The organism is Streptosporangium sp. NPDC023825 (assembly GCF_040639575.1).
GTDB lineage: Bacteria > Actinomycetota > Actinomycetes > Streptosporangiales > Streptosporangiaceae > Streptosporangium.
Genome location: NZ_JBFAAE010000024.1, coordinates 91,019 through 107,976, shown reverse-complemented (window position 1 = coordinate 107,976; position 16,958 = coordinate 91,019). Strand labels below are relative to the sequence as shown.

Below are 16,958 nucleotides of genomic sequence, written 5' to 3'. Positions count from 1 at the left end.
TCAGGCGCGGTGCACCTCGAACAGGAAACAGCCGAACTCCACCGCCCGGACGTGCACCAGCGCCACGCCGGGGTCCGCGAACTGCTCCGCCAGGATGGCCTCCGCCGCGGTGGCGTCGCGGCTGACGTACCCGTCCACCAGCCGTCCGCCGAGGATGTCGCCGCCGGCGTCGTAGGCGCGGAAGACCCGCCGCTCACCGCACATGCCGACGGGGAAGCCCGTCCCGCCGGGCCCCTCGCACGGCTCGGCGTGCACGAACACCGGGCCCAGTTCCTCGTACGGGCCGGGGTCGCCCCCGGTCCGCGCCGCCCACCGGCGCAGCGGCGCGTACGCGAGCAGGGCGAGTCGCTCTCCCGGGAGGCTACGGCGCAGGCAGCATCGCAGCGGGGAGCCCCCCTCGGTGTCGGTGACCATGCGGGGCGGACGCCCGGCGTCGTCGCGGACGCGTAGCTCGGCGGCGACCTCGGCCTCGATGGCGAATGCGCGGAGAGTGCTCATGGATCCATGCTCGTCCGCGCCGCCCCCGGCACGCTGGCGGAAATCGGCCCTGGTTGTGGACCGGACGGTGCCCTCCCCGGCCTCCCCGGATGCCGGTCCGCGGCGGCCGGAAGCACTCACGGCGACCATCGTGACGGCGGGCTCCTCGGAACGCCGCGGCTCTTCGGCACCGGGCGGGGGTGCCCGGGTGTCAGGGGAGAGGATTTTCTGTCGGTGGGTGCGCCTACCGTGGACGGGCACAGGATTCCGGCGCGAGCGAGGGAAGACCTTGACCTCCTCCCCCTCCTTGAAGGAGGGGGATTCCCACGGTCGCCCGTAAGGGTTCCTGCTTCATCGCCGGTCGCCCGCCAGAGAGAGAACTCTCCATGAGGTCTTACACCAGCTCCACAGGCGTTTTACCTCTCCGCCAGCCCGACGGCGAGGATGTTCTTCGCGGCGTTCACATCCCGGTCATGGACTGCGCCGCAGGCACACACCCAATCGCGGACGCCCAGCGGCATGGACCGCTGGATGGTGCCGCACGCCGAGCACAGCTTCGAGGAGGGAAACCAGCGGTCCACGACGACCAGCTCCCGCCCGTACCAGGCTGCTTTGTACTCCAGCATGGACCGCATCTGGCGCCAGGAGGCATCCGAGATAGCACGGGCCAGGCTGTGGTTCTTCACCAGGTTGCGCACGGTGAGGTCCTCGATCACGACCGTTTGGTTCTCACGGACGAGCCGAGTGGTGACCTTGTGCAGATGATCGCGGCGGCGATCACTGATGCGGGCATGCACCCGGGCCACCTTGACTTTGGCCTTGTGCCGGTTCGCCGACCCTTTCTCCTTACGGGCGAGGGTGCGCTGAGCCTTGGCCAGCTTGCGCCGGTCGGCCCGCTCGTGCCGGGGGTTTACGATCTTCTCTCCGGTGGAGAGCGTCGCCAGTGCCGTGATGCCCGCGTCCACCCCGACCACGTTCGGAGTCGGGGGGAGCGGGGCGATGGTGTCCTCGCACAGGATCGACACGAACCAGCGCCCGGCCGCGTCCTTGGTCACGGTCACCGTGGACGGCTGGGCGTCCTCGGGCAGGGGGCGCGACCACACGATGGTCAGCGGGCCGTCCATCTTCGCCAGCGTGATCTGACCGTTTCGGTAGGTGAACGCAGAGCGGGTGTACTCGGCGCTTGCCCGGGACTTCTTGCGGGACTTGAACGTCGGGTACTTCGCGCGTTTGGCGAAGAAGTTCGCGAACGCCGCCTGAAGGTGCCGCAGCGCCTGCTGCAACGGCACCGACGACACCTCGTTCAAGAACGCGAGGTCGTCGGTCTTCTTCCACGCTGTCAGCGCGGCCGACGACTGCGCATAGGAGACCTTCCGGCCTTCCAGCGCGTAGGCGCGGGTCCGCTCTTCAAGAGCCTTGTTGTAGACGAGGCGGGCGCAGCCGAACATACGCGACAGCTCCGCCGCCTGCTCGTTCGTCGGGTGGAAGCGGAACCTGTAGGCCCGCTTCACGATCTGCGCCACGCATCACACTCTGCCACAAGAAGTTAACTGTGGACGTGTGTTCGATACCAGACCTGCGGCACTGCGCCGCGTTTCCTCTCCGGCCCAAAGTCCGGGGTCTCCACGCTGGAGGTATCCGATGACCACACTCGAGAACCGGCCGCACACCGCGCTCCTCGTCGTCGACGTGCAGAACGGTGTCGTCGAGGGGACCCACCGGCGCGACGTGGTCGTCGCGAACATCGGCGGCCTTGTCGAGAGGGCGCGGCGGGAGCGGGTCCCCGTCGTCTGGGTCCAGCACTCGGACGAGCGGCTCGCCAGGGGGAGCGACGACTGGCGGATCGTCCCCGAGCTGGCTCCGGACGACGCCGAGCCGCTCGTCGAGAAGCACTACAGCGACTCCTTCGAGGACACCACCCTCGAGACCGTGCTGTCGGGCCTCGGCGTCGGGCGGCTCGTCGTCGTCGGCGCGCAGACCGACGAGTGCGTCCGCTCGACGCTTCACGGCGCGTTCGTGAGGGGGTACGACGCGACCCTCGTCAGCGACGCCCACACGACGGAGGACCAGACGGAGTGGGGGGCGCCGCCGCCGGACCAGGTCATCGCGCACACGAACCTGTACTGGACCTACCAGACGGCACCGGGGCGGACGGCCGGGACGGCCGAGGCCAAGGACGTCGACCTCGGCGGCCCGTCCTGAGGTCTGTGTGACGCGGACGGCATCCCCTGGGACGGGCCCCGCGCCCGGGCCACCGGGCGTGGATCACCGCGGGCCGTGTGCGCGGATGGGAGCGGGTGGGAGCGGGTACGGCTCGTCGTCCCGCTCCCACCCGCCCCGCTTCGCGTCGAAAGGCCCGGCGGTGGCCGGCCTGAGAGAACGATCAGTGACGCTCGACGGCCACCACGTTGTACGGGGTCGTCGGGGTGGGGGTCGTGGTGAAGCGGCCGTTGGGGAGATAGAGGCGGTCGCGGAAGGAGGCGACGGTGGTGGGGACGTCGAAGCGGCCGTCGGTGAGCTTACGGACCACCTTCCCGGAGGTGGCGCCGTGGTCCAGCGAGAGGGATGTCAGGGTGTTCAGGAAGTTCTGCACGACGTGCAGGGTGCGGCCCTCCAGCAGCAGGCCGTCACCGTTGACCAGGGACTCCGCGCCGATGTCCACCAGGGTGGCCACGCCGGTCGAGGGATCGACCCGGAACAGGCCGCCGGTGTTGGACTGGACGACGAGCAGGGCCCCGCGGTCGGGGGTCTGGGCGATGCCGTTGGCGTTGATGCCGGTCGTGTAGACGATGTCCCCGCTCAGCGGCACCTTCACCGCCTCGTCCGGCAGTGCTCCCCCGCGCCCGAACGGCAGCTTGTACAGCACGGGGTTGGTCGAGTCGGTGAAGTACGCCGCGTCGCGGGTGAGCACGACGTCGTTGACGAACGCGGCGCCGGTGGCGAGCCGGTAGCTCGCGAGCACCTTGCCGCTGCGGGTGTCGATCACGCGGGCGTCGCCGCCCGTGCCGCCGGCGACGAACAGCCTGCCGCGCGCGTCGGTCTTGAGGCCGAGCGACGGGGTGCCCGGACCCGGATCGATGATCCGGCCCCTGCCCGTGCGCAGGTCGGCCCGGTAGATCGCGCCGGTCGCGCGCGAGCCGAAGTACGCGGCCTCTCCTGGGCCGACGGCGATCCCTTCCGGCTGGAAACCGTCCGGGAGGGGGAACTCGGTGGGATAGGCCGGTTTTTCGGAAGAGGCGGAGGGGGTGGACGCGTCGGCCCCGGATCCGGTCTCGGCCGCCGTGGCCGGGGCCGCCATGAGCACGGTGAGAAGCCCTGCTAAGAGAAATGCCACCTTCATTGAGGAACATCCCATCTGTCGCGAGTGTGATGGTCTACCCAAATGCCCGCTTGGGTAATGGATCTACCGTATGACGCCCGGCTGTAGTGCTCCCGTAAAGCACACCCGCCCGGACGACGTCCCTGCCGTCGTTGGATAGCGTCGAGGTCATGCGGCTTCATGTGGGATGCGCGATGTGGTCTCTCACGTCATGGCAGGGACGTTTCCTGCCCCATCCGCTCCCTCCCGGGGAGCGCCTGAGGTCCTACGCGACCTTGTGCAACGCGGTGGAGGGCAACACGACGTTCTACGCGACACCGGCGAGGGGCACGGTGGAGTCGTGGGCGCGGCAGACCGGCCCCGACTTCCGCCTGGTGGTCAAGTTTCCCAGGACGATCACCCACGACGGGCGCCTCACCGGCGTCGACGAGGAGGTTCGATCGTTCCTTGAGGCGATCGAACCGCTCGGGCCGCGAGCCCAGACCCTCTGGATCCAGCTGCCGGGATCATTCGCCCCGGCCGACCTCGGTACCCTGGCCGGCTTTCTCCACAGGCTCCCCCGCTCGCACAGGTACGCCGTCGAAGTCCGCCATCGCGCGTTCTTCGACGACGCGCGATCCGTACGGCTTCTCGAAGGGGTTCTCGCCCGCGCCGGTGCCGAGTGGGTGCCCTTCGACACCACCACTCTCTTCCGGAGCCCTCCGACCAGCGACGCCGAACGAGAGGCGTGGTCGAAGAAGCCGCGCATGCCGCGCAGGTCGGTCGCTCTCACCGACCGCCCGATCGTCCGCTACCTCGGCCGGGACGACACGGCGAGCACGATCGAGGGCTGGCGGGACTGGATCGGCACGGTCGCCGAGTGGCTGCGCGAGGGCCGCTCGCCGACCGTGTTCGTCCACACCCCCGACAACGCCGAGGCGCCGGCGCTGGCCCGTCGCTTCCACGACGACGTACGAGCCCTGCTGCCCGGGGTCGAGCCGCTCCCCGAGCCCGTGCCCGTCGAGCCGCTGACCCTCTTCTGACCGCCGGGCCCGCCGTGGTGGTGACCGGGGGTCAGGTGGTCTCCGGCCCGGCCGCCGGTGTGACGGGGGCCGCGTCCCGGGCGGTGGCGTCCGGCCTGGGCTGCCGCAGCACGACGAGCGCGACGGTGAAGGCGGCCAGGAGCAGGGCGGCGGCGACGCCGAAGGCGAGGTGGTAGCCGCCGGCCAGCGCGGCCGCCTCGCTCCCTCCCGCGGACAGCAGTTCCCCGGTACGCCGGGCGGCCAGCGTGGACAACACCGCGACGCCGACCGCCATGCCGATCTGCTGGGTGGTGTTGAACAACCCGGACGCCAGGCCCGCGTCGTCGGCCCTGGCGCCGGACATGCCGAGCGCGGTCAGGGCCGGGAGCACCAGCCCGCCACCCGCGATGAGCAGCATCACCGGGAGCAGGTCGGTGACGTAGTTCGCGTTCACCGGTACGCGGGTGAGCCAGCCCATCGCCCCGAGCAGGAGCACCAGGCCCGCCAGCAGGACGGCGCGCTCGCCGAAGCGGGTGTTGAGCCGGGCGGAGAGGAACAGGGACACGCCGCCGATGGACACCGCCGCGGGAAGCATCGCCAGGCCGGTGTCGAGCGCGCCGTACCCGAGGACCTTCTGCATGTAGAGCGCGACGATGATCTGGAAGGCGAACATGGCCGACAGCGCCAGCATCTGGACCAGGTTGGCGCCCGAGACGTTGCGCGACCGGAGGATCCGCAGTGGCATCAGCGGGGTCCTGGCGGTCGCCTGGCGGACGACGAACGCGGCCAGCAGGGCGAGCGAGACCGCGCCGAGGCCGAGGGTGTGGGCCGCGAGCCAGCCGTACTCCTCGATCTTGACCACGGTGTAGATGCCCAGCATCAGCCCGCCGGTGACCAGCGCGGCGCCGATGACGTCGGCTCCGGCGGCGAATCCGATCCCGCGCTCGCCCGGCAGTGCCCAGACCGCCAGCGCGATCGTGGCCAGCCCGATCGGCAGGTTGATGAAGAAGATCCAGTGCCAGCTGAGCGCGTCGGTGAGGACCCCGCCCAGGACCTGGCCGATGGAGGCTCCGGCGGCGCCGGTGAAGCTGAAGACGCCGATCGCCTTCGCGCGCTCCCCGGGTTCGGTGAACAGCGTCACCAGGATGCCCAGCACGACCGCGGAGGCCATCGCGCTGCCGACGCCCTGCAGGAACCGGGCGGTGATCAGCATGCCGGGCCCGGAGGCCAGCCCGGCCAGCAGCGACGCGGCGGTGAAGACCACGTTCCCGGCCAGGAACATGGTCTTGCGGCCGATGAGGTCGCCCAGCCGGCCGGCCAGCAGGAGCAGCCCGCCGAAGGCGATCAGGTAGGCGTTGACGATCCAGCTGAGCCCGGCCGGTGAGAAGCCCAGGTCCGCCTGGATGGCAGGCATCGCCACGGTCACGATGCTGCCGTCCAGGATCGTCATCAACATCGCGGCGGACAGCACGGTGAGCGCGAGCCGGCGCGACGGGGACGCGCCGGTGCGGGGTGGGCGGGAGGAGCGAGGGGGCCGGGGGGAGGGTGCGGTTTGCGACATGGCCGTCTCCTGTTCGAAGGGGAACAGAAGAGACCGTAGCAGATAGTTTTGTTGTAGACGATCCTCTATGGATTCACTTTGTGCGCTGTCGCGCCCGCCTGACCCCCTGCGGCGCCTCGACGGGAGTGGCCAGATGGCCCGTCACCAGGCGGTTCATCGCCCGTACGAGCACCTCGGCCTCGTCTTCGGGCAGCGCGCCCAGCGCCGCCCGGTGCACGCCGTCGACGATCTCCTGGCTCTGCCGCGCGGCCTCCGCGCCCTTCTCGGTGACCGCGATGATCCGGGCGCGCCGGTCCGTGCTGGACGGGCGGCGCTCGGCGAGCCCCGCCTTCTCCAGGGCGTCGACCGTGACCACCATCGTGGTCTTGTCCATGTCGCCGAGCTCGGCGAGCTGGATCTGCGTGCGCTCCTCCTCCAGGGCGTGGACCAGCACGCAGTGCATGCGTGCCGTCAGCCCGATCTCGGCGAGCGCCGCCGCCATCCGGGTTCTCAGGACATGGCCGACGTGGTCCAGCAGGAACGACAGATCCGGCTCGGTGCGGGCGGGTGCCATGGCGGTCATGGCCCTACCATAGCCAACCGGTACCGTTCTGGATTATCTGCAAGCGGATGCACTTGGCGGGGTTCAGGCCGTCGACCGGCCGATCAGCCGTTCACCCGGCCGGCCGGGTGAACGTGCTCGCCGGAGCCGCGTCGTGACCGCGGTGCCGGGCGCCGGGGCCGCACGCCGATGGCGAGGACGGCCTGGCGCGCCCGTGCGCGGATCCCGTCAGGCGACGTTCTCGTGGTCGGCGAGGACTTCGTGGATCACGTGCCGCGCGTTCGCCGCGAACACCGGATTCGTGTCCCGGTAGTACGGGAGCGCGATGAGCGCGATGGACAGGGCCCGGCCGCGCCCGCGGGCCCAGGTCGCGTCGTCGACCTGGAGGGCCGTGCGGAAGTCGTCGCGCACCTCGGCCGGGAGGAGGTTCCACGCGACGATCAGGTCGCAGGCGGGGTCTCCCACGCCCGCGGTGCCGAAGTCGATGACGGCGCCGAGCCGTCCCCGGACGAGCAGCAGGTTTCCGGGCATCAGGTCGGAGTGGACCCAGACGGGCGGGCCCTGCCACTCGGGAGTCCTCAGGGCGGCCTCCCACGCCGCGGTCGCCGCGTCGGTGTCGATCATCCCGCGCAGCTCGCCGAGCGCGACGCGCGTCGGAGCGTCCAGCCTCGCCAGCGGTCCGCCCCGGTAGGCGGGCGGCCCGTCCGGGAGATCGATCCGGCGGAACGCGTCGACGAACGCCGCCAGGTCCCTCGCGAGCGGGCCCGGCTCGGTCAGGTGACCGGCGGACGGGCTCTCACCGTCGAGCCAGCGGTAGACCGACCAGGGCAGCGGGTAGTCCTCGGCGGGCCTCCCCGCGCCGAGCGGGACGGGAACGGGCACCGGCAGCAGCGGAGCGAGCCTCGGCAGCCACCGCAGGTCCTTCTCGACCTGCGCCGCGGAACCGGCCCTGCGGGGCAGGCGCACGGCCATGTCGTCACCGAGCCGGTAGATGGCGTTGTCGGTGCCGGAGGAGTCGAACGGCTCGACGGGAAGGTCCGCCCACCGAGGGAACTGCGCGGCGACCAGCCGGCGCACGAGAGGGACATCGTGCTCCATCTCATCCGCATGCATCCTGCCGGCACGCATGAGCGCCTTCCTGACCTGGAGTGGGACCACCATGTGAAACGGGCGGCGCGACGGGGCCGTCGGACAGGGCCGCCCCCCCGCCGTACGCCGGACGACGTCCATCGGACCGGTTTCCGGACGCGCCTGTCAACTCATATACCGGCGGGAACGCGCACGCGCCCGGCGTTCGCCGGCGGCGCCGCCTTCTCCCGGGAACCGGCCGCCACGGTGCTCCGGTGGCCTCGTGCCCGCCGCCGGAGGGGACTCGCGAGCCGGCCGGGAACCACGGACCCGGCCACCGGCGCGCCGCTCACCGGCGTCGTTCACGAAGAGCTCTTCGCTCGCGGAGACGTCATTCGTAGACGGGCGGGCGGGCGGAGACGTCATTCGTAGACAGGCGGGGCGGCCGGCGGGGGCGGTTTCGCGGTCCGGTACCGGGCGGGCGGCTGGCCGGTGACGCGTTTGAAGGCGTTGCTGAAGGCGCTCTCCGAGGCGTACCCCCACTCGGAGGCCACCGAGGCGACCGTGCGGTCACCGGCGCGCAACGCCTCGGCCGCGGACCGGATGCGCCAGTGCAGCAGATAGTCCAGCGGCGGCAGCCCGACGAGGGTCTTGAAACGCAGGGCGAAGCTGGAGCGGGACATGTCCACCTCGGCGGCGAGGCCGGCGACCGTCCAGCGGCGGGTGGCCTGCTGGTGCATCAGGGTGAGCGCGGCGCCGATCTGCGGGTCGTTCAACGCTCCCAGCCAGCCAGGGATGTTCTCCTTGCCGGCCAGGTGGGCGCGCAGCGCCTGGACGAACATGATCTGGGTCAGATGCTCGATCATCACCGTCGCCCCGAGCGGCTCGACCGCGGTCTCGTGGGTCAGCATCCCCAGCACGGGGCGGAGGGTCCGGGCCTGAGGGCTGTCGGCGGGGATGCGCACGGCCGGAGGCAGGCAGTCGAGCAGCAGCGTCGCGGTCATGTCGTCGAGGGTGATGCTGCCGCCGATGATGACGGTCGGCTCCGCGTCCGGGGTGCCGGTGCCGTACCGCACGTTCCTGATGTTGGGAGCATCGAGATAGACGGCGTGGCCGTCCTCCGCCTCGATGTCCAGGTCGCTGGCGACCTCGTACGGCCGCCCGCCCGTGAGCAGGTAGCAGTCGCCCGTCGACAGCCGCAGCGCGGGCGTGCCGTCGATGGTGAGCCAGCAGGCGCCGGACGTGATCGCACCGATCTTGATGTGCCGGTAGCTCCGGAAGCGCAGCGCCCAGCGGCCGACGGCCTCGAAGCGCGAGGAGAGTGCGCTGCTGACGTTCAGCAGGGTCAGGACATCGGACAGGGGGTCCATGGTGACTCCGGACGATCTCGCATATATGTCGGACTCTTTCTTATGGATTGTCCAGGTAGGCGAGTTGTAGCGTTCCAACGCCCCCCTCATCTGGAAGGAGCAGGACGATGAAATACGCACAGCTCGGTACCACCGGAGTCTTCGTCTCCCGCGTCTCGCTGGGAGCGATGAGCTTCGGCGGTCGTGGCTCCCAGGTCTGGGAGGCGGTCGGCGCGCTGGATGTGAAGGACACCGACCACCTGGTGGGCACCGCGCTCGATCACGGGGTGAACCTCATCGACACCGCCGACGTGTACGGCGGGGGCGAGTCGGAGGAGCTCCTCGGCCAGGTGCTCGGGGCGCGCCGCCGCGACGTGGTGCTCGCCACCAAGATGACCGCGCGGATGGCCTCCGGCCCCAACGACGTCGGCCAGTCCCGGCTGCACATCATGCGGTCGCTGGAGGACAGCCTGCGCAGGCTCCGTACCGACCACATCGACCTCTACCAGATCCACAACATCGACCCGATCACGCCCTTCGAGGAGTCCCTCGCCGCCCTCGACGACGCCGTGCACCAGGGGAAGATCCGCTACGTCGGCGCCTCCAACCTGACCGCCTGGCAGACGATGAAGGCCCTGGGCGTCTCCGAGCGGAGAGGATGGGCGCGGTTCGCCTCCCTGCAGGCCCAGTACTCGCTCGCGGCGCGCGACATCGAACGCGAGATCCTCCCCCTGCTCCAGGACCAGGGGCTCGGCCTGCTGGTCTGGAGCCCGCTGGCCGCCGGCCTGCTGTCCGGGAAGTTCGACCGGACCGGCACGAGTGACGGCGGGGCGCGCCGCAACCAGTTCCAGTTCCCGCCGGTGAATCTGGAGCGCGCCTACGACGTCATCGACGTCCTGCGCGAGGTGGCGGCCCGCCACGAGGTCGGCGTGGCCCGCGTCGCGCTCGCCTGGGTGCTCTCGCGACCTGGCGTGAGCAGCGTCATCATCGGCGCCAAGCGCCCGGAGCAGCTCACCGAGAACCTCGCCGCCGTCGAGCTTGAGCTCACCGAGCGGGATCTCACCGAGCTGGACGCCGCCAGCGCGCTCCCGGTCGAGTACCCCGGCTGGATCCAGGCCGACCACTCCGACCGCTTCCCCCGGCAGGGTGCGTGGGAGTTCACCCCGCAGGGTTGACCCTGACACGAGGGCAGGGCGTAGAACAGGATCATGAGAAGCGACACACTCACCGACCGTCTCACCCTTGGCGTGGAGCAGGGCCGGCTGTCCGACCTCCACGCCGTGGTCGCCCTCCGCCACGACAGGGTGATCCTTGAGCACTACGGCGAGGGCGAGGATTTCCGGCTGAACGAGCCGCTCGGCCGGGTGCGCTTCACGCCCGACACGCTCCACGACCTCCGCTCCATCACCAAGAGCGTCGTCGGCCTCCTGTACGGCATCGCCCTGGCCGACGGCCGGGTGCCGGAGCCGGGCGAGCCGCTGCTGCGGCACTTCCCCGAGTATCCGGACCTCGCCGAGGATCCCCGGCGCGCCGCGCTGACGGTCGAGCACGCGCTCACCATGACGCTCGGCCTGGAGTGGGACGAGAGCGCCCCCTACACGAGCGCGGCCAACAGCGAGATCGCGATGGAACTCGCCCCCGACCGTTTCCGCTACATCCTGGAGCAGCGGATCGTGGACGAGCCGGGCAGCCGGCGGTCCTACTGCGGAGGCGCTTCGGCGCTGCTGGCGCGGCTCGTCGAGAAGGGCACCGGACAGGCGGTGCAGGACTACGCGCGCGCCAGGCTGTTCGAACCGCTGGGGATCACGCGCTTCGAGTGGTCGACCGGCGAGGACGGGGTGGCCCTGGCCGCCTCCGGGCTGCGGCTCACCCCCCGAGACCTTCTCGCGATCGGGCGGCTCGTGCTCGACGGGGGCGGCGGAGTCGTCCCCTCGTCCTGGCTGGAGACGGCGCTGCGCCCGCACGTGCGGATCGACGAGGGGTCCCACTACGGCTACCACTGGTACGTGGGCGACACGTGGACAGGCGGGTTCGGCAACGGAGGCCAGCGGATCTACGTGGCGCCCGCACTGGATCTGGTGGTCGCCATCACCGCGGGACAGTACGACAGGCCCGACCAGCCGACCGCCTCGGTCGTGCTCGACGAGGTGATCCTGGCGGGGATCGGACGCTGAAGGGCGTGACCGGCGGGGCGGCGGGAGGAACGGGGAGGCGGGACGGCAAGGGGACGGGAGGAACAGGGAAGCGGGAGGAACAGGGAAGCGGGAGGAACGGGGAGGCGGGACGGGAGGAACGGGGAAGCGGGACCGGCGGAGACGAGGGACCGGCGGGGAAGCGGATGGAACGCCATCGGCCCGCGTTCCGCCCAGCCCTCGTCACCCGCCCGTTCTCACCGTTCCCGCCCGTTCCCGCCGCTTTGCGGCAGGTCGCCGCCTTGCGTCGGAGGCACCGGAGATGTCAGAGACATCGAAGACGCCAAAAACGTCAGCGGTGCCGAGCCGAGCCCCGGCTTGGACGCCGTACGGTCACGGGTTCTTCGCCCGTGCGCGCTGCGTGATCGTGTTCCTCACGATCCACAGGACGCTCTGGTGGATCGCCACCCCGGCGGCGACGTTGAGCACCCCCAGCGCGGCCGCCATCACCAGTGATCCGTCGAGTCCGATCGCGTCGCCGGCCAGGAGCACGGCGGGCCAGAACACGGCGGCGGCGAGGAGGGAGACCCGCCACCATCGACCGAAGACCAGGCCGAACAGGATCATGGTTGGTATCACGATTCACGCCCTTCGGAATGATCTGCCGACATCTTCATCATGACCTCGCGGCACCGCTTCTAAGCCCGCGAGATCGGTTCGATCGCCGTACCGGCCGGGATTTCCCGCCGCAAAGGCCACTTCCCCGTTCACACTCGCCCGCGCGGTTCACCGGCGGCCTCCACCGTCATGTCCCGTTCGGTGGCCGGTGGGGCGCGCGGGTCGCGAGGAGCGCGGGTGCGAACGGTGCGGAGCCTTGGGCGGCCGTGCCTTGGGGATCCGGGATCGTTGTTCCCCGTGTGCCTTCGGGCGGCGCTCGGCGGGCGCCTTTGAGCGGCGGACGTATACGGGAACGCCCGGCTGGAGGAACCGGTAGAGGTCGAGGGCGTTGTGCAGCGGGACCCGGACGCAACCGTGGGACGCGGGGTAGCGGGGGACGAGGGTGGAGCCGTGGATGGCGATGCCGCCGTTGAAGTAGACGGGGTAGAACATCGATCCCAGGATCCCGGTGGACCAGCCGGGAACCCGTACGCCCACCCGGTAGTCGCCGAGCGGGGTCGCGGCGAACCCGCAGTGGCCCTTCTCGCAGTACGACCTGCGGGCACCGGTCGAGATGTGGGTCACCAGCACGGGTTTCCCGCCTCTCCACGCCGTGAGGAGCTGGCGCCGTAGATCGATCTCTGTTCTTTCCGGCTCCCCGCCCGCCACCAGGGGCCTGACACGACGGGGGTGCAGGAGGGCCTGCCAGGTCGGCGCGTCGATCCTGTCGACGGGTTTCAACCCGTTCGCCTTCTGAAAGGCCCATACGGTCATGCGCAGAGCGGTGTCATACGTGGGGCTGAGATTTCCCGGGGGGAAACCCAAATCTTTAAGTCTTTTCTTCGCGTTGTGCACCTCCATTCCCCTGCTGCCTGTTTTGAGGGTCGTGAACTGGTCCGGCAGGGGGACGTGCCGGGAATCGGGGGCGGGGTCGGCCACGGCGTGCGTGACGCTGAAGGGGAGGGTCGTGACCAGGGCGAAGACGGTGCTGGTGATGAGGGAGCGCTGAACGGTGCTTCGCATATGTGACGTCTATCCGTCGACAGACGCGATTAACCCTGTAATGCTACTTGCCAGGGAGTAAGACTTATACAGCCGCGTGCGTTTCAAGGGTTGTCTCGGGAGAATTTTCCCGGGAAAATATGCATATATTTCCAGGCGGCGTTATGTGATGATATTCGATAAATACTTCTGAAACCGCTGGACGTGCTCGGCGGGGTCAGCGGGGACGCGAGTAGCGGGCCGTCCGGTCGCGGGCGCGGAAGCCGAGTGCCTCGTACAGCCGCGCGGCCACCGGATACCCCGCGTCCCCCCGAGGGTGGACGATCGCGGTGACCGCTCCCGCCTCCCCCAGCCGGCGCAGCGCGTGCAGGCAGGCCGCGCGGGCCAGCCCCATCCGCCGGAAGTCCGGGTGCGTGCCGACCGGTTCCAGTTCCCCGACGCCGTTGGCGTCGTCCAGCCAGATCAGGCAGTACGACGCCAGGCGGCCGTCCGGGGCCTCGACGACGCGGTCCAGCTCGCGCCGGTAGGGCCACGCGTCCATGACGTTGCGGTAGCTCTCCTCGGTGACCGACGAGGGGGCGAACGCCGCCCGGTGCGCGGCCACCCGCGCGGGCACGTCCTCCTCGCCGCGCACGTGGCGCGCGACGAAGCCGGGAGGCACTTCGGGTTCCGGCAGATCGCGCAGATCGCGCAGATCGCGTGACATGCGCAGCAGGAAGGGCGCGTCCGCGGGCTCCCGCCGGTAGCCGTGCCGGGACAGGGCCGCGGCGAGTCGCCTCTCGCCCTCCAGGACGGTCACCCCCGCCTCGTCGCCGGTGGCCACGCCGCGGAACCAGTCGAGCACCTCGTCCGCCAGCTCGGGATGCTCCGGATGCACGAACATCTCCAGCTCGCCCGGGGGCGTCGCCCAGCCCCACGCCAGGGTGTCACCGTCGCGCTCCCACAGCGCCGTCGGCCACTCCGCCTCCCGCCCCACGTGCTGGAACCTGCTCCAGGCGAGGCCCCCGACGTGCGGCCTGGCGGCGGGACCCCAGGTCGCCCGTACGAGCTCCTGCATCTTCCGCAGGTCGGCGGCGCCCTCGTAGGGACGTACGGTGACGTCGCCCATCGGTCTCACGTCCTTTCCACGGGCGGTTCCACGGACCGAACCGTCCGCACGGCCGGATCACGGACCCGCCGAACCGCCGAGCGTGTGGACCGCCGGACCACTGGATCCCGCACCGCGTATTCTTTCGCCGCTTCTCGCCGGGGCACACCCTGACGATCCTCTCTTCCTGGAACTTCCTGGAAGCACACGCGGATCCGTCCCGGCCTTCCCCGCCGCCGGGCGAAGCGATTGATTCACGTGAAACCTTCGCCGATGTCCTGGAAGACCACCCCGCCACACCTTCGCCCGCGAGCGTCCCCAGCCTTCCGCACGAACCGGCCCTCGCACGGAGGCGCGCGTGCGGAGGCGCGTGTGCGGAGGCGCGTGTGCGAAGGCGCGCGTCGTACAAAGCGACCCCGGACGACTTCGCGCTGATTTGTACGGCGGGGAGACATAGTGGCGTCCTCGCGGAGCGTCATAGGGGTAACCGCAGAGTGGAGGTGATCGTGGACGCCGCAGAGGAGCGACGTTTCCGCGAGTTCGTCTCGGCGCGATCGCCCGCGCTGATGCGCCTGGCCTTCCTGCTGACCGGAGGTGACCAGCACGCGGCTGAGGACCTGCTGCAGACCGCGCTGGCCAGGACGGTCGCCCGGTGGAGCCGGGTGGAGACGCCCGAGGCGTACGTCAGGCAGACGATGTACCGCCAGCAGGTGTCGTGGTGGCGGAGACGAAGGGAGACCGTGGTCGCGGAGCCGCCGGAGGGAACGGTGGCGGACGGCACGCACGGCGTGGACCTGCGCATCGTCATGCGCCGGGCACTGTCCCGGCTCACCCCCCGGCAACGGGCGGTGCTGGTGCTGCGCTACTACGAGGACCTGCCCGAGGCGGAGGTGGCCGGGATTCTCGGCTGCTCGGTCGGCACGGTCCGCAGTACCGCTCACCGTTCCCTGGCCAGGCTGCGCGTCCTGGCGCCGGAGTTGGGGGAGCCGTACACGATTTTCGGGGAGGTGGCGACGTGACCATCGACGAGTTGGTGAGGCGGACCCTCAAAGAGTGGTCGGCGGAGGCGGACGTACCGCCGGGGGATCTGGCGGGGGCCGCGCTCCGGCGGCGGCGCAGGAACCGGTTGCGGATGTTCGCGGTGGTCGCGGGGGCGACCGCGACCGTCGTCGCGGCGGCGGTCACCGTGCCGGCCCTCGTTCAGGGGGAGGGAGCGCCCGGGAACGACGAGCCGGTCGTCGCGGTCGTCGCGGAGCCCGACCCGTCCAGGGAGACCGCGGCCGATCCGGAGTCCTCACCGCCGAAGACCCTGGTGGCCGCGGGCGGGGTGGCCGCCTACTCCTTCTACACCTGGAAGGAGGAGAAGATATCCGCTGATCGGCAGGTCATGAAGCTGACCTGGAGCCGCTACAACAGGGACAGCGGCGTCTACGAACGGACTCCGTGGGCGTGGCTCGACGTCGCCAGGGGCGGCGAGGCGGCCGTGTTCCTTGAGGAGATTCCCGCGACTCGGGTCGGGGTGCTCACCGGTCGCGGCGCGGAGGTTCGCTGGATCGCCCTGGAACGTCCCGCCTCGGCCGTCCGCATGTCGCCGGACGCGACCCGGCTGCTGCTCACGAACTACTCCGCCAGCCCCGACGAGTCCTACGTTCCCGTGGACAACGGCCAGAGGGGCATGCCGCAGAGCCGCATCGGTTTCACCGTCGTCGACCTGGACGGCGGCCGGTCCGTCTTTCGCACGGTGGCGGCGGACCAGGAGGCGGGGTCCGGCCGCCGGAACGACTTCCAGTGGAGTGACGACGGCACGCTGGTCTGGGAAAACCACTCCTCCGTCTCGACGACCAGGAAGTACTACGACCTGGAGGGCAGGGCGCGGCCGGCCCCTTCCCGGGAGGCCGAGACCTACCAGCAGGCCGGGCTCTCGCCGGGCGGCACGCGGCTGGCCGTCGATAGCCCCGACCAGAGCGCGAGCGTCGGGATCCAGGACCTGTCCACCGGCGAGACCGTCCCGCTCGCCGCGGTCGCCGGCTACTGGATCGAGCAGGCCGTGGCGTGGGCGGACGACGAGCGGCTCGTCGTCTGGGCCTGCGAGCGGAAGGGCGCCCAGGTCTGTGTGGGCGGTGAGTTCCGCAACCGGCTGCTCCTGGTCGGCCTGAACGGTGGCGAGGCCGTTCCCCTCAGCGGCTTCCGGAAGAACAGCCAGCAAGAGGGCGAATCCTGGACGCCCGTCTTCACGGACCGCTGACCCCGCTCTCTCGCGAGCCGCCCACGCGACAGGTGTCACGTGAGCGGCTCGCGAGGGCCGGTCAGCTCAGCCGGATGACGCCCTTGGAGATCCTGATCTTCCTACGGACCAGCGGCCGCTTGGCGGGGCCCCTGGCCACCGAGCCGTCGGCGATCCGGAACCTGCTGCCGTGGCAGGGGCAGTTGATGGTCCCGCCGCGGATGGTCGAGACCGGGCAGCCCTGGTGCGTGCACTTCGCGCTGAAGGCGCGGAAGGTGCCCTTGACGGGTTGGGTGACCACCCATTTGCCGTTGATGATCCTGCCGCCGCCGACGGGAATGCTGCTGGTCCTGGCGAGGACGGGACCCGCGGCCTCCCGGGTGTCCTCGGAGGCCTCGGCGGGGCGTACCCATGCGGTGGCCGACGCGATCGCGGCGGCGGCGCCGCCCGCGAGACCTCGGAAGATCATTAAACGACGGGTGGGAGCGGGCATGCCGGGCCTCCTGGGGCGTGAAGGGATCCGTGATAGATCACGTGTGT

At 70.6% G+C, this 16,958-nt stretch carries 16 protein-coding genes and 1 pseudogene; 6 read left to right on the top strand and 11 right to left on the bottom strand.

Going from position 1 to position 16,958, the window contains the following annotated elements:
• Both AB0G15_RS22015 and AB0G15_RS22010 read right to left on the bottom strand, forming a co-directional pair.
• Positions 1–498, bottom strand: coding sequence for a DUF1203 domain-containing protein (locus AB0G15_RS22015; protein WP_362842605.1), 498 nt, complete (start codon positions 496–498; stop codon positions 1–3).
• Positions 499–721: 223 nt separating this feature from the next.
• Positions 722–2,000: pseudogene (locus AB0G15_RS22010) on the bottom strand (RNA-guided endonuclease TnpB family protein).
• Between the two features lie 118 nt (positions 2,001–2,118).
• Between AB0G15_RS22010 and AB0G15_RS22005 the strand changes: the two are divergent.
• Complete coding sequence (locus AB0G15_RS22005) at positions 2,119–2,679, top strand: cysteine hydrolase family protein (protein ID WP_362842603.1); 561 nt, start codon at positions 2,119–2,121, stop codon at positions 2,677–2,679.
• Between the two features lie 181 nt (positions 2,680–2,860).
• Here the strand turns inward: AB0G15_RS22005 and AB0G15_RS22000 are convergent, their stop codons facing one another.
• The gene (locus tag AB0G15_RS22000) at positions 2,861–3,817 is read right to left on the bottom strand and encodes a superoxide dismutase (RefSeq protein WP_362842601.1); all 957 of its coding nucleotides are present in this window, start codon (positions 3,815–3,817) and stop codon (positions 2,861–2,863) included.
• A gap of 149 nt (positions 3,818–3,966) precedes the next feature.
• Between AB0G15_RS22000 and AB0G15_RS21995 the strand changes: the two genes are divergently transcribed.
• The gene (locus AB0G15_RS21995) at positions 3,967–4,818 is read left to right on the top strand and encodes a DUF72 domain-containing protein (RefSeq protein ID WP_362842598.1); all 852 of its coding nucleotides are present in this window, start codon (positions 3,967–3,969) and stop codon (positions 4,816–4,818) included.
• 31 nt (positions 4,819–4,849) lie between these two features.
• Here the strand turns inward: AB0G15_RS21995 and AB0G15_RS21990 are convergent, their stop codons facing one another.
• From AB0G15_RS21990 to AB0G15_RS21975, 4 genes are all read right to left on the bottom strand, one after another.
• Positions 4,850–6,358 (bottom strand): DHA2 family efflux MFS transporter permease subunit, encoded by a 1,509-nt coding sequence (locus AB0G15_RS21990; RefSeq protein ID WP_362842595.1) that lies wholly within the window; start codon positions 6,356–6,358, stop codon positions 4,850–4,852.
• A 73-nt stretch (positions 6,359–6,431) separates the two neighbouring features.
• Positions 6,432–6,920 carry a MarR family winged helix-turn-helix transcriptional regulator gene (locus AB0G15_RS21985; RefSeq protein ID WP_362842592.1) on the bottom strand — a complete coding sequence of 163 codons (489 nt, stop codon included), beginning with the start codon at positions 6,918–6,920 and terminating at the stop codon, positions 6,432–6,434.
• A gap of 207 nt (positions 6,921–7,127) precedes the next feature.
• A complete protein-coding gene (locus tag AB0G15_RS21980; protein ID WP_362842589.1) occupies positions 7,128–7,997 on the bottom strand; it encodes an aminoglycoside phosphotransferase family protein in 870 nt (289 codons plus the stop codon).
• Between the two features lie 392 nt (positions 7,998–8,389).
• On the bottom strand, positions 8,390–9,337 hold the full coding sequence (locus tag AB0G15_RS21975) for an AraC family transcriptional regulator (RefSeq protein WP_362842586.1): 948 nt from the start codon (positions 9,335–9,337) through the stop codon (positions 8,390–8,392).
• A gap of 107 nt (positions 9,338–9,444) precedes the next feature.
• On the opposite strand from AB0G15_RS21975, the gene AB0G15_RS21970 reads away from it, so the two are divergent.
• Both AB0G15_RS21970 and AB0G15_RS21965 read left to right on the top strand, forming a co-directional pair.
• Positions 9,445–10,491, top strand: coding sequence for an aldo/keto reductase (locus AB0G15_RS21970; protein ID WP_362842584.1), 1,047 nt, complete (start codon positions 9,445–9,447; stop codon positions 10,489–10,491).
• Between the two features lie 33 nt (positions 10,492–10,524).
• A complete protein-coding gene (locus AB0G15_RS21965; protein WP_362842581.1) occupies positions 10,525–11,490 on the top strand; it encodes a serine hydrolase in 966 nt (321 codons plus the stop codon).
• Positions 11,491–11,841: 351 nt separating this feature from the next.
• Here AB0G15_RS21965 and AB0G15_RS21960 read toward each other — a convergent pair whose 3' ends face one another.
• The 3 genes from AB0G15_RS21960 to AB0G15_RS21950 form a co-directional block, all read right to left on the bottom strand.
• Entirely contained in the window at positions 11,842–12,087 is a 246-nt protein-coding gene (locus AB0G15_RS21960) for a hypothetical protein (protein WP_362842578.1), read from the bottom strand.
• Positions 12,088–12,234: 147 nt separating this feature from the next.
• Positions 12,235–13,128 (bottom strand): L,D-transpeptidase family protein, encoded by an 894-nt coding sequence (locus AB0G15_RS21955; protein ID WP_362842576.1) that lies wholly within the window; start codon positions 13,126–13,128, stop codon positions 12,235–12,237.
• Positions 13,129–13,324: 196 nt separating this feature from the next.
• Positions 13,325–14,215 carry a GNAT family N-acetyltransferase gene (locus tag AB0G15_RS21950; protein WP_362842573.1) on the bottom strand — a complete coding sequence of 297 codons (891 nt, stop codon included), beginning with the start codon at positions 14,213–14,215 and terminating at the stop codon, positions 13,325–13,327.
• 485 nt (positions 14,216–14,700) lie between these two features.
• Between AB0G15_RS21950 and AB0G15_RS21945 the strand changes: the two genes are divergently transcribed.
• Together AB0G15_RS21945 and AB0G15_RS21940 are read left to right on the top strand one after the other, a co-directional pair.
• Entirely contained in the window at positions 14,701–15,213 is a 513-nt protein-coding gene (locus AB0G15_RS21945) for a SigE family RNA polymerase sigma factor (RefSeq protein ID WP_362842570.1), read from the top strand.
• Positions 15,210–16,439 (top strand): hypothetical protein, encoded by a 1,230-nt coding sequence (locus tag AB0G15_RS21940; protein WP_362842567.1) that lies wholly within the window; start codon positions 15,210–15,212, stop codon positions 16,437–16,439. The genes AB0G15_RS21945 and AB0G15_RS21940 overlap by 4 nt, the downstream gene beginning before the upstream one ends.
• Positions 16,440–16,500: 61 nt before the next feature.
• Here the strand turns inward: AB0G15_RS21940 and AB0G15_RS21935 are convergent, their stop codons facing one another.
• On the bottom strand, positions 16,501–16,887 hold the full coding sequence (locus tag AB0G15_RS21935; protein WP_362842565.1) for a Rieske (2Fe-2S) protein: 387 nt from the start codon (positions 16,885–16,887) through the stop codon (positions 16,501–16,503).
• Between the last annotated feature and the right edge of the window lie 71 nt (positions 16,888–16,958).